This is a genomic window from Rivularia sp. PCC 7116 (genome assembly GCF_000316665.1).
Classification (GTDB): Bacteria; Cyanobacteriota; Cyanobacteriia; order Cyanobacteriales; family Nostocaceae; genus Rivularia.
On sequence record NC_019678.1, the window covers coordinates 5,155,410 to 5,173,547 of the forward strand.

The following is an 18,138-nucleotide window of genomic DNA, read 5'->3' on the forward strand; positions in this document are numbered from 1 at the left end:
TTGAGGAAAATATGATAAATGTTTTCTGGGATTTTTTTAAGGCGATCGCTCTATAACGGCGATCGCTTTTGCTTTTGTTTGCGGTTGGTGAATTCCGCCTTTTCAAATTATTTTCCCTTAAGTTAAAGAGTTTGGGTAAGATTACCGTAATGGGAATTACAAATAAAATATTGAAAATATAGAATTGCCCTAACACCTTCTTTGAAGAAGCAAACTAAAACCCAAAACCCAAAATCGAATGACTGAATCAGGAAGCTACAAAAAAACGGTAAATTTACCTAAGACTAAGTTTGATATGCGGGCTAATGCTACGAAGCGCGAACCCGAAATCCAAAAGTTTTGGGCTGAAAATAAAGTTTACGAACGCCTTTCTCAAGAGAATCCTGGCGAATTATTTATATTACATGACGGACCGCCCTACGCAAACGGTTCGCTACATATTGGTCACGCTTTAAATAAAATTCTTAAAGATATTATTAACCGCTACAAGATATTACAAGGTCGTAAAATTAGCTATGTACCCGGTTGGGACTGTCACGGTTTGCCAATTGAATTAAAAGTTTTGCAAACCATGAAGTCTTCGGAGCGTCAGGAATTAACTCCTTTGAAGCTGCGAAATAAAGCCAAAGACTTTGCTTGGGAAGCTGTCAACGAGCAGCGCGAAAGTTTTAAGAGATATGGTGTTTGGGGTGATTGGGAGCATCCTTATTTAACTTCCAATCCTCAATATGAAGCCGAACAGATTGCTGTTTTTGGCGATATGTTTTTGAAAGGTTACATCTATCGCGGTTTAAAACCCGTACATTGGAGTCCTAGCTCAAAAACTGCTTTGGCTGAAGCTGAATTAGAATATCCCGAAGGACATACTTCACCGAGTATCTATGCTGCTTTCCCGATGACCAATTTAGCGGATGCAGCAAAGGATAAATTATCAGAGTTTTTACCCGATTTGGGTGTAGCAATTTGGACGACAACACCTTGGACAATTCCCGGTAACTTAGCCGTCGCGGTGAATCCAGACCTTAATTATGCTGTGGTGGAAGTTGAGAATTTATCTGCTGTAGACTTTAAATATCTCATCGTTGCTGCGGATTTAGCCGAGCGTCTTTCCGAAACATTTGGCGCTAAATTAACCGTCAAAGCGACTTTCAAAGGAAAAGAATTAGAAAATTCTACTTACCGTCATCCCTTATTTGACAGAGAATCTCCAGTAATTATCGGTGGAGATTACATCACCACAGAATCCGGTACCGGCTTAGTTCATACCGCACCAGGTCACGGTCAAGAAGACTACATCGTCGGACAAAAGTATAATTTACCAATTTTGGCTCCAGTAGACGCAAACGGAAAGTTTACCGAAGAAGCAGGGAAGTTTGTTGGATTAAAAGTCGTTGGTGCAAAAGACCAAATCAGCGAAGGTAATCAAGCAATCATCGACGCATTAACCGAAGCCAAATCGCTAATCAAACACGAACCCTACGCTCACAAATATCCTTACGACTGGAGAACCAAAAAACCAACCATTTTCCGAGCTACCGAACAGTGGTTTGCTTCCGTAGAGAAATTCCGCGAAACAGCACTCGAACAAATCAAATCCGTCCAGTGGATTCCCGCTCAAGGACAAAACCGGATAACACCAATGGTTGCCGATAGAAATGACTGGTGTATTTCTCGTCAAAGAAGTTGGGGTGTTCCGATTCCGGTATTTTACGACGAAGAAACCAACGAAGTGGTATTGAACGAAGACACCATCAAACACGTTCAAGCAATTATCGCCGAAAAAGGTTCCGATGCTTGGTGGGAACTGTCCGTAGAAGATTTAATGCCCGAAAAATACCGAAACGACGGCAGAAAATACCGTAAAGGTATGGACACGATGGATGTATGGTTTGATTCCGGTTCCTCCTGGGCATCCGTAGTCGAACAGCGTCCCGAACTGCGCTATCCCGCCGACGTATATTTAGAAGGTTCCGACCAGCACCGGGGTTGGTTCCAATCGAGCTTACTTACCAGCGTCGCAGTTAACGGTGTCGCACCTTATAAAACAGTGTTGACTCACGGTTACACTTTAGACGAGAAAGGTTTCAAGCAAAGTAAATCCTTGGGTAACGTAATTGACCCCAGAGTAGTTATTGAAGGTGGTAAAAATCAAAAGCAAGAACCTGCTTATGGTGCTGACGTATTGCGGTTGTGGGTTTCATCGGTAGACTATACCAACGATGTCGGAATTGGTAAAAATACCTTGAAGCAAATCATGGATATCCGTAACAAGATTCGCAACACAACGCGCTTCTTATTGGGTAACTTACATGATTTCAACCCCGAGACAGATGCAGTAGCTTTTGAAGAATTAGCCGAAATCGACAAATACATGCTGCATCGGATGACAGAAGTGTTTACCGAAATTACCAATGCATACGAAACATTTCAATTTTCTCGCTTCTTCCAAGCAGTACAGAACTTTTGCATCGTCGATTTATCCAACTTCTACCTAGATGTCGGTAAAGATAGATTGTATATCAGCAGTGAAAACGGTTCCCGTCGTCGCAGCTGTCAAACAGTAATGCAAATCGCGCTAGAGAACTTAACCAAAGCCATTGCTCCGGTATTGGCTCATATGGCAGAAGACATCTGGCAATTTATCCCCTATGAAACCCCGCAAAAATCAGTATTTGAAGCCGGTTGGGTACAGTTAGAAGATAAATGGAAAAATCCCGACATCGTAAAATTCTGGGATAAAATCCGTCAAATTCGTAACGACGTAAATAAAGTATTAGAAGAAGCCAGAATTGATAAAATGATTGGTTCTTCCTTAGAAGCGAAAGTATTGCTTTACGTCAAAGACGAAGAATTGCGGAATGCGATTAAATCATTAAATGATAATAGTAATAACAACGTAGACGAACTTCGCTACCTGTTTCTGACATCTCAAGCAGAAATATTAGATAATCCCGGAGTTGATGATTGTAAACACAAAATGCAGTCAGATAACTGGGAAATTGGTGTCGCAAAAGCAGATGGGCACAAATGCGATAGATGCTGGAATTACTCCACCAAAGTCGGAGAATCAACAGAGCATCCGCTGTTGTGCGAAAGATGCGTTAATGCATTAGCAGGGGAATTCTAAAATACACAGTCACCAATGTAGAGACGTAGCAGTGCTACGTCTCCCCGCATTTAGGATTGTACCGATAACTTCCTAAAACAAAATCCTTCACCAACAAAACACACAAAAATAAGAAATATTGTAGCGCTCAAAATCGCCTAGGATTGAAAATCCCAGGCTAATAGCTCAACTCTACTTAAGTAGACTGAAAATCTTTCCCAGTCATATTTATCTCCTAACTAACACATTTTCAAACCCTTATACAGTAAAGCTTTTAGCCAAAGTAAAAAAAAGGGTTAGTTTCATTTGTTGTGAAGGATTTTAACACCTTTGACCTTCGACCTTTAACCTTTAACCTTCATCGGAGGCTCACATCTTGCACCATCTTCAACAACCGCTTGAGAATTTATTCTCAGGCTCATACACGAAGTCTGATAAATCAGACTGGGTAAGAGTTTTAGTGCGTTTTAACGCACTTTGTATATTAGCCTGGGAATTTATTCCAAGGCGGTTATCGCGACTGGTGCAAGATATCAGATAAATATGACTTTTGCTATCAGACGGAGAGCAGCGCGTTGCCGAGGTTCCCTCGGTTGTAGCGACTGCGGGGGGTTTGCAACTAGGCTGTGTACTTTGATAAAATTTCGACATTTTTGATTCATACAACTTTTATGTCGGGAATAATCGAAATATTAAGCCCTCACCCCGCCTTCGGCTCCCCTCTCCCAAGCTTGGGAGAGGGCAATATCTTTAGGCTAAGACACGTTTTTGTATGGATTTTTATGCTTTAAAAAACACAAAGTACACAGCCTAGTTTGCAACCCCCGGTGGTGTAGAGAATGCTGCTGTTCGGTCAGTTCAACCCAACCTACCACTAAAAAAACGCATCCGTTGTTAAAATCGTTATTCCTGCCGAAGTTTGTAGCTCATCGAAAATCCCTCAACCCCACCATTCATATAATTCAAACTTATATTGATTTTGGCGATCGCAGCTTATTCGCTTATCAATTAAAATTTTATCGATATCAATAACGTTGCACTTGGTGCGTTTAAGGTGATTGGCTTTCATCCCCGTTGAGGGGAATTGGTTTGGAAAGTTTTGAAAAATCTCCCGATTTTTAAGGGGGCGCTTAAGTTTAATGGGTGGGTCAGGGATATCGCTACCCCCTTCCCCCCGACAAACCGGACAAGCAAGTTACCAAGCATCCGGCTTTAGCCAATCCTAACGCTTCCAGGGACTGGGTTTAATTCTTGTAAGTCCTGCACAAATACCTCGTCTTCACACCCAGGGGCTACTGAATGTACTTGTCGGTGACAGTAGTAATGCATCAATTCTAGATTAGCGTAAGTATCTTTACCACCCCTACTTTGAGGAACTTTGTGATGTTTTTGAATTGGTTCATCATTAAACAATGATTCCCCACAAACGCAACACTTATATCCTTGTTTTCGGGCTAGCTTTTGGTAAGAAGGAATTAGATTTTGAGATTTTCTCTTAGTTCTTGACTCCCAATATTTAACCAAATCTGGGTTATCATAAGAAGCATCACCTTTGACTAAAGTGTGCCTTCTAATATTGAACCAACTAAACTTGAGAAGATACTGACCTGTCCGCTTATCCCCCTCCGGGTTCACCAGTTTGCTTATGCCGGGGAACCCGTCCACCGCAACTGGTTCACCGAACACCCAGTTATCATTTCTATCAAAGTTTAGTCGTCCCCAGTACTTATGTTTACGCCATCCAGAACTTTTCTTTGGATGCACTCTTTTGGCGTACCTGTTTTCTCTGACATACATCCAAGTATCTAGTTTGTGGAATATGTGGGAGGAAACGACTGTACGGTAATAATTAGCAACTCCGCGAATAATCGGGTTAAGTTTGGATATCAAATAATTAACATTACTGCTCTTATTTTCTAACCAAACTTGCTTAATCTTATTCCGTACATCTTGCAACGCTTCTTTACTGGGTTTAATCAGTACTTTCCGCCCAATTTTGGTATTTTTATCCTTGTACCATCTGATGTTAAAGCTCAAGAAGTTGAATCCTTCACTCAGATGTACTATGTTAGTTTTAGCTTTGGATAAAGCCAAACCTTTAGATTTCATCCAGTGGGATAGCGTCTCAACCACGCAAGCGGCATCTTCTTGAGTTTTGCAGAAAACCACAAGGTCATCTGCGTAGCGCACGATACCACGATTTCCAATAGTATGACCGTGTTTATCGTATCTAATGCCGAGCGCAGACTCCATACCGTGTAAAGCAATATTCGCAAGCAAAGGCGAGATTATTCCGCCTTGAGGTACACCAGTTTCTGTATCGTTAAAAACGCCCTTGTCTACATATCCAGCCTTTAACCACTGTTGAATTAACTTCTTTGCGGGGAAGTTACCAATGGTTTTAAGTAAAGGGGAGTGAGCGATATTATCAAAACAACCCTCAATATCTGCATCCACAACCCAGCTTTTAGTTGAGTTGGCTTTAGACATTGAATGTATTCTTTCTATCGCATCATGTACGCCTCTACCGGGGCGGAAACCGTAAGATGTTCTCTCGAATTGTGCTTCCCAATAAGGTTCTAAAGCATTTTTCACAATGGCTTGTAAACACCTATCGATGACACAAGGGATTCCGAGGGGACGTTGTTTACCGTTGGATTTACGGATATAAACCCGTTTTACTGGTAGTGGTTTCCAGGGAGGACACCTTGTTAAAATATCAACCAAAGTTCCTCTAGCTCCTGGGGTCAAAACCAGTAATTTATCCACACCCGCAGTTTTCTTACCAGAATTTAATTGCGTGACTCGTCTAACGGAAAGTACTATGTTAGAATAGCTACGCATGAGTAGCTTTTGAAGACTACGAATCTTTTTTAAGTCACCGTCTCTGGTTGCCTTGAAAATTCTTTGTCTAAGTCTGGTGACTACCCGGTTAGCATGTTTCCATTTAATGCTATTCCAGTCGGTAGCCCTCTCGGTTACGTTCACAATTGTAGATTGCACCATAACTTTTCCCGAAAAGTTAACTTTTCTTGTTGCATAGAATTCAAGGGATTCACTCGCTACACGTCAGCACTCTTTCGGGTTAGTCATTAGACCTATCTGCCCAGTTATGATTTCCTGTTTACCGTTGGGCTTGGCAGCATTCGCTTCTTGTAGCGTCTTACACCCACTGTGGAATTAAAAATCGGATTACTCCAATCCCTACTTACAGCGTCGATTCTAGTTGTAAGACCTCAATGGGGTTACTTCATATCACACACAAGAGATACAACCATTACGGGTTCCTTCTATACACCGGAAGTTGTTTGATGCCTTATATTCCGAGGACAGGGCGAAATATCTAACTCCATTTATCGTGTCAGCCGTTTCGATAATTCCTCATCACGGTGCCTCGTCAAAGATTCACTTTCGTTAACCCAAAAATGATTTTACCCTAGCGCCTCATCCACTTTTCGGCTAGTAGATTTTACGCATTTCCCTCTAGCTCTGAGACATCATAGTTACCCGTGATGCCCCTTCGGGCAGGTACTGGTCAGACATTAACCAGGAGTAGTTACAAGCTACTCACTCTCGTGAGCGACTGATAGTCGCACCCATCCCCGCTGAGGGGAGTTGGTTTGGAAAGAGAAAGTGCCCGAAAGGAACTTTCTTAATGAGAAGGTTTCCATCCCCGCTGAGGGGAGCTGGTTTGGAAAGAATTATGCGTCACTTTAGATCCTTTGCGTTTTGGAATAGTTTCCATCCCCGCTGAGGGGAGTTGGTTTGGAAAGTGCCCCAAAAGGTCACGATAACATCAGGGTGATAGTTTCCATCCCCGCTGAGGTGAGTTGGTTTGGAAAGGTCTTAGAACTTACTCTCTAAAGGATAAGCCGAGTTTCCATCCCCGCTGAGGGGAGTTGGTTTGGAAAGCATCAGGGTGATACGACTAGAGGAACAGCAGAGTTTCCATCCCCGCTGAGGGGAGTTGGTTTGGAAAGGCCTTCTGCTACTGAAAAAGCAGTGACAGCAGCTGTTTCCATCCCCGCTGAGGGGAGTTGGTTTGGAAAGATGAGTTCACTTCTAGAACCCTTACACAGCAGGGGTTTGGAATACCCCAATCGACGCATCTCGAAAAAATGGAAAAATATTTCGAGAAAATTGCCATTTTCGTCGTCTGAAAGCTTTGCTGTGTAAGCAATCGACGCATCTCAACGAAGTTATAGGGTTTTCAAGGTTCGGGCGAGATGCGTCGATTTTGATGTATCGCAACTCTGTGAATAATCTAAGTGTAATCAAATTAATAGTCAACTACTTAGAAATAAATTGAAACAATTAAATAGGGGAAATATCCTGTGGAGAAGGAAATCAGGAATCTACGATGATTGACAAGTATATTGAAATTAGCATTTATATTGTGATTGAAAGTACAATACCTACTTAACAAACACTTAGCCAATATTAATAGAATTTTTTCCATTAGAATTATAGGTTGGATTGAAAGTTGTGTAAACCAAGCTTTTTTAGCAGAGGAATTTTAGTTGATTGTAGTCAGGAGCGCAATCAAGAATAATAAAATTGTGCCCAGAATTTTTACTATCGCTGTTCCCAATTTATTGAGGTACAGTACACCTCAAGACCTCACCCCCAACCCCTCTCCTTAACAAGGAGAGGGGAGATAAAGCACAGCTTTATCGGGGGTGAGGTAATTTTTGTATCTCAGGCGATTAAGCGCAGCCTCATACAGAATTGGTACGCAATGCTGGTGCGTGACACTGAATACATTGTTACTACGTTCACAGTTACTCAAAGTGTCACAGCACCCTACAAAAAAATGTGCCGGTTGCGTAAGTCCTATACTTATTACTCACTACTTACTACTCATTACTCACTACTTAATATTACTTATCAAGTAACGCCGAAATCCTTATCTTCCATATAATGTAGGAATTGCTGTGACACAAACTTTAGCCTACACAATCTCCTCAAGTAAAACCTCTAACTAAACCATCACAACAACTATAGAAAGGACTGAACTCAATGAACAACAACCCTCAAAGCGCTCCCGCACAATGTCCCTTTCGTGGAACCCGCGTTGGAGGAGCGCTCGGTTCTAAGCCGCAAACTGATGACTGGTGGCCGAATCGGCTTCAGGTGGAGCTGCTTCACCAAAATTCACCCCTGGCTAACCCGCTAGGAGATTTTGACTATAAACAAGCGTTTCAAAAGATTGATTTCCAACAGTTGAAGAAGGATATCAAAACTCTACTGACAGATTCAAAAGACTGGTGGCCAGCCGATTACGGCAACTACGGACCTCAGATGATCCGCATGGCATGGCACGCTGCGGGAACCTACCGCATTGCAGACGGTCGCGGGGGAGCGAGCCGAGGTATGCAGCGTTTCGCCCCGATTAATTCTTGGTGGGATAATGGCAACACAGATAAATCACGAAGACTGCTCTGGCCAATCAAGCAGAAATACGGTGCAGCACTAAGTTGGGCAGATTTAATGATTTTGGTCGGCAACTGCTCGCTGGAAATCATGGGTCTGAAGACCTTTGGCTACGGTGGTGGTCGCATTGATGCTTGGGAAGCAGACCGCGCCACCTACTGGGGTCCCGAGTTCTGGAATGGTGAAGCCTTCGGAGAAAATGGCAAGGAACACGAGGGACATCCAAATGAGATGGTGACTCGAACAATTCGCTGGGAAGGCGAACCGAAAGATGAATACTACGACCTCGAAAACCCCTTGGGAGCTTCGCACCAGGCTTTAATTTACGTAGATCCAGAAGGTCCTGATGGCAGCGGAGACCCGCTTGCATCTGCCCGCGACATCCGCGAGACTTTTGCTCGCATGGCAATGAACGATGAGGAAACTGTAGCGCTGATTGCGGGTGGTCATGCTTTTGGTAAAAGCCACGGTATGGTTGCGGCAGACAAAATTGGGCCAGCCCCCGAAGGTGCGCCGATTCAGGCAATGGGCTTGGGATGGCAGAATCCCGAAGGTACTGGTTTTGCTGAATACACCATGACCAATGGGATTGAAGGTTCATGGACACCAAACCCAACTCAATGGGATAACAGCTACCTAGAAAATCTGTTTAAATACGATTGGGAAAAAACCAAAAGCCCAACCGGTGCTATTCAGTGGAAGCCAGTTGACCCCGGTGCGCCAAAGACACCAGACGCGCACAAAACTGGTGTCGAACATGCGTTAATGATGATGACTTCGGACGTTGCCTTGAAGGAAGATTCTGCATATCATCAAGTTTGTCAACGCTTTCTCGGTGACTTCGAGTACTTTAGCGATACATTTGCCCGTGCTTGGTATAAGCTGACTCATCGGGACATGGGACCAAAAGTACGCTATCTTGGCCCAGAAGTTCCGGAAGAAGACCTGACTTGGCAAGATCCAATTCCACAACTCGACCACGATGTTGTTAATGATGCCGATATTAGTTCTCTTAAAAACAAGATTTTGGCGAGTGGACTTTCCGTATCGGCGCTGGTGTCCGCAGCTTGGGCTTCCGCATCAAACTATCGCGACTCCGACAAGCGCGGTGGTGCGAATGGCGCTCGCGTTCGTTTAGACCCCCAAAAAGATTGGGAAGTAAACCGTCCGCAAGAACTCAGTCAGGTTTTATCCACTCTTGAGCGAATTCAAGCAGAATTTAACGGCAATCAGTCGGGTAACAAAAAAGTCTCAATGGCAGACCTGATTGTCCTCGGTGGCTGCGCTGCTGTGGAAAAAGCTGCGAAAGATGCTGGAATTGATACCAGTGTTCCATTCACACCAGGTCGAATGGATACTACTCTAGAAGTGACAGATGTTGAAAGCTTTGAATGGCTCAAACCAGTCTCCGACGGTTTCAGAAATTATCATAACGAGGCTGTGGGCTATAAAGTGAAGGCAGAGCGCATCTTCCTCGACCGCGCACAGCTTCTGACACTCACAGCCCCCGAGTGGACAGTTCTTGTTGGTGGACTTCGCGCCCTCGACCAAAACTGGGATAATTCAAAGCACGGTATATTCACTGACCGACCCGGTGTTTTAACCAACGACTTTTTCCGTGTCTTGACCAGCATGGAATACGAGTGGAAGCCAATCGACAATCGCGAGATGCTCTTTAATATCTGCGATCGCAACACCGGTGAAACGAAATTTACCGCGACACGCTGCGATTTGATTTTCGGTTCAAATGCCGAACTGCGTCAGGTAGCAGAAGTTTATGGTGCAGATGACGGTCACGAGCGCATGATTAAAGACTTTGTTGCAGCTTGGAACAAAGTCATGATGCTCGACCGCTTTGACGTTAGCGCTTAGTTTGCAATTGTTGTACCGGATGAGTCCGTTTAATCGGGCTTGTTCGGTTAAAGATGAAAGAATTTTAGATTTTAGATTCTGGATTTTAAATGGTTTCAAGTTTCAACAAAAAATCCAAAAAGAAGAAATAATGTAGCGCTCAAAATCGCCTAGGATTGAAAATCCCAGGCTAATAGCTCAAGTCTACTTAAGTAGACTAAAAGTCTTGCCCAGTCCTATTTATCTGACATCTTCCACCAGTGTCGTTAAGCCCGAATACCCGCCTTGTAAGCCGGAGGCTTTCTAGCCCGCACGCTCTGCGTGAACGCAGAGAAATTAATTTCAAGGCTCATACACAAAGTACGTTAAAACGCACTCAAAGCATTACCCAGTCTGATTTATCAGACTTTGTATATTAGCCTGAGAATTTATTCTAAGGCGGTTGTTGATAATGATGCAAGATGTAAGATTCATAGGACTTTTGCTATCAGACGGAGAGCAGCGCGTTGCCGAGGTTCCCCCCGTTGTAGCGACTGCGGGGGGTTTGCAACCCCCGGTGGTGTTGAGAATGGCGTAAGATGTCAGTTCAACCCAACCTACCATTAAAAAAACACATCCGTTGTTAAAATCGTTATTCCTGCCGAAGTTTGTGGCTCATCAAAAATCCCACAAGCCCACCATTCATAAGTAGGTATGTAAAATTATTTATGTCATTACGAGCGATAGCGAAGTAATCTCAAAGTGTTGCGATGATCCACACCTTCGGTGAATGCTTCGTTTCACTCGTAATGACAAATACACAATTAATTTTGGCGATCGCGACTTATAATTTAAAATTATATTAAATTTGGCGATCGCGACTTATTCGCTTATCAATTGAAATTTTATCGATATCAATAATCTTGCGTTTGGTTGATAATGTTGGGTTTCACTTCGTTCAACCCAACCTACCACTTCTTCGCTTATCAATTAAAATTTTATCGATATCAATAATCTTGCACTTATACCATTTCTTTATTTATAAAGATGCGCCTAATTTAGCCCCTGAAGAGGGGCTTAGTTTGTTTAGCCCCACTCTTCCAGAGTGAGGGCTTTCATCCCCGCTGAGGGGAGTTGGTTTGGAAAGACCGAGGCAAAGGCTTTATTATCTTTTATATTAGAAAGTTTCCATCCCCGTTGAGGGGAGTTGGTTTGGAAAGAAACCCAAAACTTCTTGTAGCTTCAAGAAAAGCCACAGTTTCCATCCCCGTTGAGGGGAGTTGGTTTGGAAAGTAGCGTCCGATGTTGGATTATTCCGGCATTATATGTTTCCATCCCCGTTGAGGGGAGTTGGTTTGGAAAGTGAAGTTCTGGTGTACGAAACAGCAGACGGAAAGTTTCCATCCCCGTTGAGGGGAGTTGGTTTGGAAAGATATCAAGACGCTATCCAATGGGAAGGCGCATCTATTGGTTTCCATCCCCGTTGAGGGGAGTTGGTTTGGAAAGTTCTCAAATGCTAGCTTATTAGATTCTGGAAACTCTAGAACGTTTCCATCCCCGTTGAGGGGAGTTGGTTTGGAAAGGCTAAGAAGGAAAAGCCAGTGCCCACCCCCTCACCTGTTTCCATCCCCGTTGAGGGGAGTTGGTTTGGAAAGGTTGCAAAAATGGCAGCCGCAAATTTTGCTGTGATTGTTTCCATCCCCGTTGAGGGGAGTTGGTTTGGAAAGAGTTCACTTTTGAAACCCTTACACAACAGGGGTTTGAGATGCCCCAATCGACACACTCCGAAAAAATGGAAAAATTTTCCGGGCAAATGTTGATTTTCGTCGCCTGAAAGCCTTGCTGGGTAAGCAATCGACACACTCCAACGAAATTATAGGGTTTTCAAGGTTCTGGCGGAGTGTGTCGATTTTGATGTATCGCAACTCTGTAGTTAATCTAAGTGTAATCAAATTCATAGTCAACTACTTAGAAACATATTGAAACAATTAAATAGGTGAAATATTTGATGGAACAGGAAATTAAGAGTGTATGGTAATTGATAATTAGATTTAAATTGGCATCTTCCAATGTAGTTTATGATATAACTCGTAATTAGCAAACACTTAACCAAGATTAAATGCTAGATTTTGGATTAAATCTAAAATCCGTCTTAGAAAGTTTGACGCGAAAAACGTCTCCACGTCAACTTTCCGCAAAATCCAAAATTGTTAAAGTTTATTCAACAATTCCTGAGTCAATTGATTAAACGCTTTTGAACCTCCCGATTGAGGACTATTTAACACCACAGGCATAAAACTATCAACAGCTTTAGCGACGTTTACATCAACGGGAATTTGCGTTTGACAGATTTTTTCGGCACCGTAATCTTGATAAACGCGGTTAATAACTTGCTTGTAATATCTCCCGGTTAACATATTACTGTTAGACATTGTAAACACAATTCCTAACATAGAGATATCAATATTTGCCTCATGTTCGTGACTTTCCTTTAACTGAGCAATCCGTCTTTCCAACAATTGAATACCCACCACAGATAAAGGTTCTGGTTTTGCAGGAAGAACGTAAAAATTACTGGTAGCTAAAGCACTGCGAGTCAAAAGATTGTAACCGGGAGCGCAATCGAGCAAAATAAAGTCGTAGTCATTGCGTACAGGTTCTAATATCTTACCCAGCAAAACTCTTTCAAACCGATTCCAAATTACTTCAAAGTCATTTTCGCTCAAGTTGACAGCTTGTTGGTGTAGCATTTGTGAGACAACAAATTCATCGTAGAGATCGATGTCTCCAGGTAGCAAATCAAGTCCGGAAAGATTGTTAACTGAAGGTTGAATGATTTCTTGAATTGACAACTTTGCCTTATCCGATGACTTGACAATATCATCGATTAAATATCTTAAAGTCCGTCTTTTTTTCCGCAGCTTGGCAAACTCAATCGGTGACATCAAGCTGAGAGTCGCACTGATTTGAGTATCCAAATCCAGCACCAGCACCCGTTTACCATGATTTTTAGCCAAACAAGTCGCCAAATTGACGGTAAGAGTAGTTTTACCCACTCCGCCCTTCATATTTGCAGTTGAAATTACATATCCCATTCAAAAAGTCCTCTGTCAACGCATTCCTATTTCGTTCAAGCAAACGTATCTATAAGAGTCAATTAGATTTTAGATTGGTCGGTTAATTTGAGCGCGAGATTTAAGATTTTCAATACTCCAAAAATAAAATTGGACTTGTTTTGTTATTTAAAGCAGTCAGATTATACCTGTGTGTTGATGATTGGTAAACCTAATTAATGTATTTCTTTAATTATTTGTTATTAGTTCTTGAATATACTGTCCTAGTCTTAAAAAAATATTTAACTAAAGACGATATTTGTATAATCAACAACTTTCTTAAGGCTTCGGCTATAATCCTGGAAATTTATTTCAGGGCGGTTATAAAGATTGCTGCAAGAAGCTCTCGCTACAAACTTCAAAATAAAGAAAAAATGTAACTAATATTGTTAAGCTGCTGTAAGCATTGTCAGAAAAGCATTTCAGTCATCATAGAAAACAATAATCGACATGATTCGTAAAATAAATTTACAATAATTAACATTTAATGGTAGTCTGATTTACAGAAAGGTAAAACTGATGATAGGGTGAATTTAAAACCACCTTGTTGTTGAGCCGGAGATGTATCTGTTAGGTACACCTGGGATTGGTTGAATAAACTGCTTTTGAAAAGTGAGCATCTTAACCGTAATGCTTGGTTATTATGGCTTTGAGAGTTTGGGTGTATCTGCTTTGAGAATCTTCGGTAGTTGAGAAATAGATCGGACTTATAAGAGATTAAAATTATGGCTTTAACTATCGATTCCGCTCAGAATATTTTTGCTGGAACCCAGGTTCCCAGTCCAATACCTGCGACCATCGCGCTGTTTGACCAGCTTAGTGTAGACGACAAATTAGCATATTTGTGGTATGCATATACCGAAATGGGCAAAACAATTACCCCCGCAGCACCCGGAGCAGCAAGGTTGCAGCTAGCAGAAAGTTTGCTCAAGCAAATTAAAGAAATGTCTGCTGAGGAACAAACTCGAGTAATGCGGGATTTAGCTAACCGCTCTGATAGCCCCATCAGCCGTTCTTATGGTTTCTTCAGCGTTAACACCAAGTTAGCTTTTTGGTTTGAGTTAGGAGAATTGATGAAGCAGGGAGTAGTCGCTCCGATTCCTGCGAATTATCAAATGTCCGAGGGTGTGAAAGTAGTTCTCGAAGCAACTAAGAAGCTTGATGCAGGTCAGCAAATTACAGTACTGCGTAACACCGTAGTAGACATGGGATTCGACACTTCCGGAATGGCTCCAAGTAGTTCTAAAGCTCCCGCAGAGCCTATGTTTGAGCGTAGTGGAGAGACTGTGAGTGATGTAAAAATCGAGGGTGTTAACGAGCCTGCGGTAACTAAGTATATTGAAGCGATGAACGCGGACAATTTCGATGCTGCCGTATCATTATTTGCTGATGATGGTGCGCTGCAACCACCATTCCACAAGCCAATCGTTGGCAAGCAAGCAATTGGTAAATACATGCGCGAAGAAGCCCAAGGATTGAATATGATGCCTAAAAAAGGTATCTCCGAGAGTCGTCCAGATGGTTCCAAGCAGTTAAAAATCACTGGTGTGGTAGAAACACCTTGGTTTGGTGCAAATGTAGGAATGAATATTGCATGGCGATTTTTGGTAAATCCTCAAGGCAAGATTTTCTTTGTGGCTATCGATATGCTTGCATCTCCTCAAGAGTTGTTGAATTTGGGTCGTAAATAGGTACTAACCTAACCCCCAATCGCCTCCCCTGCAATGGAAGGCGAGTGATAGAAAGGTTTATAGTTAATTAAGTTTAGATTTCGCAGCAGTGTCAGAAACCGGGTTTCTTTTTGTGAAAGCATGATTTTTTGATTGTGCGATCGCTAAGAAACCTGGTTTCTTTCGGCTTGTTGAGGATGATGCAAGAAGTCAGTTAAGGTAATTTAATCTTCTTCGCATACAAACTTTGCAACCGATGCAGTTTAGCACCTACCTGATATAGCAAATCACCTTTACCTAATAAATAAGCCGCAGCAGTTTTTTTACCACCTAAAACGATTGTAGAATCTGCTTCGCTTGCTGTTCGTAAAGCAACTCTTCCCGGTAAATTAGAGCGAATTATCGGTGTAACTACTTTAGCTTCCGGACGTTGAGTCGCAATAATTAAATGAATTCCGGCAGCGCGAGCCATTGCACCCAAACGTTTTATACTTTGTTCTAAAGCATTACGGGATTCTTTTTCAGCCATAAAATCGGCGTATTCATCAAAAATGCAAACAATTCGCGCTAAAGGTTGATCGGAGCGTTGATTATAACTACCTAAGTCCGCACATTCGGTTTTTTCAAATTGCTGATAGCGGAATTCCATTTCCGAAACCAACTTATCCATCAAGTCGATAGCTTTTTCACTATCCTTTACCACCGAAGAATACAGCCAAGGCATTTTTTCAAACTCGGGAAAAGTGACTCGTTTGGGATCTACCAAAGCAATTTTTAGCTGTTGAGGAGAATAGCGAATTAATAAACTCAGAAGCTGCGATCGCAAAAATTCACTTTTCCCGCTTCCGGTGGTACCACCAACCAAAAAGTGACAGGTATTGGGATCTGATAAATCGGCTTCTACTAATTTTCCTTCTAAATTCACTCCAATCGCAATTTTCACTGAAGCAGTTATCTGTGATTTTTGCGGCTTGAGATAATCATCAAAAAAAGCAGCCTTTCTATTAGGGTTAGGTAAATCAACGCTGACATAACCAGCTTGAGGAGCAATTAACGGCGGATTTTCCAATCCCATTTGTATCTGTAAATCCGCGTATAGCTTTTGAATCGAATTAAACTTTACACCCAACTGCGGCTTTAATTTCACCCTAATAAAGCTCGGAGCAACCGCAGCACCAACAAAATCCACATTAATTCCGAAAGATTGTAACGTTGTCACCAATTCCTCGGCAGTGGCATCAGCATTAACAGAATTTTCTTCTTTAAGCTTCTCTTTCTCAGGAGGGGTTGAAGGTATCTGAATATCTGGAACAATATATTTTTTATTTTCTCTATCTAAATCTTCCTCATCCTTAAGCCCTGCTTCATTTAGGGGGGTTGGGGGGATCTCAATTGAATCACCAAAATAACTTTGACACTTTTCTTGCTGCGGACAAATTTCGCATAAATAAGGCTGAGTCGTTGACGGTGGGCAATTAGGTTGAGACGGTTTCCAACTCAACCATTCCTGCATCTGCTGTAATTTGTAGGGTATTAACTGATTGACAGTATTTTCTAATTCTTCCCAACCATAATAATATTCCTTAAACTCCGGTAAAACGCAGTAAACAGCCGAATCTACGGGAACTTGCTTTTGTTGAAAAAGCATATAACCATACAAAGAAACTTGAGCTAATTGCGCCGATGGATCGATACTTTGATAAGTTTTAAATTCCAGCAAACACAACCGTTGACGTTCAAAATTATAAGTTAAACAGTCATACTCTCCCCTAATCAACTGTCGGGTTTTATTAGGTAAATCAAAAAAATGTTCTAATTGTCGTGCTTCGGAAACAAAAGTTTTGCGAATTACACTTGAACCACTGCAATAACCTCTATTTACTATTAGTATTTGAGCGAAACGTTTAATTACATTTTGCAATCCCTGCCAAACTAGCAGCAGAGGTGTAGCTCTACTTTTGTCTGTTTTAGTAACTTGTTGTAAATAAGGATAAAATTTAGCTTTATAAAAAAGCTGCTGCATTTCTACAGCAACTTCTTCAATATCTAACTGCGATGCTTCTGCCTTAAATAATTCTTTAAATCTAGGCTCGCGTAAAGTGAAGCGAACAAATTCATCTGCGAAAGAGTGAAATACAGAACCTATTCCAGTTGCGGTATCTTTAGGAAGGAATAATGTTTTTCCACCAAACTTATCATTTATGTAAAACAAACGCGGACATTCAAATGCAATTCTAACTTTAGTAACAGTTAATTTATTTTTATTAGCTGCCATTTTTAGAATACTGTTTTTATCAACAGAATTAAAAGAGATTAATTGGCGATGCACCGCAGCTAAATAAACCACATCCATAGCCGCATAATACAACTGTTTTCCTATCAAAGGACGTTTACCCCAATCGCTAGCTCCAGATTCAGTATCAACATCGGTAAATTGACAAAGTTCTGTTGCTAAGGTTTTAAGTTTTAAATTAGAAGTTTTTAATTTATAGCGAGTAATCTTTCTCGCTATTTTCAGCGTACAGGTGACATTTGGAATTAACTTTCCCCCCAAATATTTTAAATCAAAACTGGCATTGTGAAATACCTTTTCTATTTGGGGATTAACCATAATCTGGTCGATAAAATATCTTGCCAAATCTGGTTTATCTAAAACATCAAGAATATAAGCAAACTCACCTGTTGAATCATCAGGATTCGCTAATACTTGAATTAAAGATAATCTAGGGTTGGGAGTCCGACAATCCGCAACTTCTGTATCCAGCCATAATATTTTAGACGAGCGGAATTGATTAATTGTAGCTCTTATTTGAGCCGTATCTGTCAGGTAATGCATTTAGAATGTATATTAATTAAATATTATTTAAAACTCTCACTATCTCGTTACAAGGTTCTACCTCCAGAGTCAAGGCGGAGCCTTCTGTTAGGGATTCACAGTCTCCGGCTGGGAACCAGTTTCTATTAATTAAATATTATTTAAAACTCT

7 protein-coding genes and 2 CRISPR repeat arrays are annotated in these 18,138 nt (G+C 41.6%); of the genes, 4 read left to right on the forward strand and 3 right to left on the reverse strand.

Features of this window, described 5'->3' with window-relative positions; all coding sequences use genetic code 11:
• The first annotated feature begins 238 nt into the window (after window positions 1-238).
• On the forward strand, window positions 239-3,127 hold the full coding sequence (gene ileS, locus RIV7116_RS19935; protein ID WP_015120112.1) for an isoleucine--tRNA ligase: 2,889 nt from the start codon (window positions 239-241) through the stop codon (window positions 3,125-3,127).
• 1,191 nt (window positions 3,128-4,318) lie between these two features.
• On the opposite strand, the gene ltrA is transcribed toward ileS, so the two are convergent.
• A complete protein-coding gene (gene ltrA / locus RIV7116_RS19940) occupies window positions 4,319-6,112 on the reverse strand; it encodes a group II intron reverse transcriptase/maturase (RefSeq protein WP_015120113.1) in 1,794 nt (597 codons plus the stop codon).
• 586 nt (window positions 6,113-6,698) lie between these two features.
• Window positions 6,699-7,156: direct repeats of the CRISPR family, unit length 36 nt; unit sequence GTTTCCATCCCCGCTGAGGGGAGTTGGTTTGGAAAG.
• A gap of 969 nt (window positions 7,157-8,125) precedes the next feature.
• Between ltrA and katG the strand changes: the two genes are divergently transcribed.
• Together katG and RIV7116_RS37400 are read left to right on the forward strand one after the other, a co-directional pair.
• A complete protein-coding gene (katG, locus tag RIV7116_RS19945) occupies window positions 8,126-10,411 on the forward strand; it encodes a catalase/peroxidase HPI (RefSeq protein WP_015120114.1) in 2,286 nt (761 codons plus the stop codon).
• 430 nt (window positions 10,412-10,841) lie between these two features.
• Window positions 10,842-10,967, forward strand: coding sequence for a hypothetical protein (locus RIV7116_RS37400; RefSeq protein ID WP_015120115.1), 126 nt, complete (start codon window positions 10,842-10,844; stop codon window positions 10,965-10,967).
• Between the two features lie 513 nt (window positions 10,968-11,480).
• Window positions 11,481-12,096: a CRISPR direct-repeat array (repeat unit 36 nt; unit sequence GTTTCCATCCCCGTTGAGGGGAGTTGGTTTGGAAAG).
• Between the two features lie 483 nt (window positions 12,097-12,579).
• On the opposite strand, the gene RIV7116_RS19950 is transcribed toward RIV7116_RS37400, so the two are convergent.
• Window positions 12,580-13,464, reverse strand: a complete 885-nt coding sequence (locus RIV7116_RS19950) for a ParA family protein (RefSeq protein ID WP_015120116.1) — start codon at window positions 13,462-13,464, stop codon at window positions 12,580-12,582.
• 743 nt (window positions 13,465-14,207) lie between these two features.
• Between RIV7116_RS19950 and RIV7116_RS19960 the strand changes: the two genes are divergently transcribed.
• A complete protein-coding gene (locus tag RIV7116_RS19960; protein WP_015120117.1) occupies window positions 14,208-15,173 on the forward strand; it encodes an orange carotenoid protein N-terminal domain-containing protein in 966 nt (321 codons plus the stop codon).
• A gap of 193 nt (window positions 15,174-15,366) precedes the next feature.
• Here RIV7116_RS19960 and RIV7116_RS19965 read toward each other — a convergent pair whose 3' ends face one another.
• Complete coding sequence (locus tag RIV7116_RS19965; RefSeq protein WP_015120118.1) at window positions 15,367-17,988, reverse strand: DNA translocase FtsK; 2,622 nt, start codon at window positions 17,986-17,988, stop codon at window positions 15,367-15,369.
• Between the last annotated feature and the right edge of the window lie 150 nt (window positions 17,989-18,138).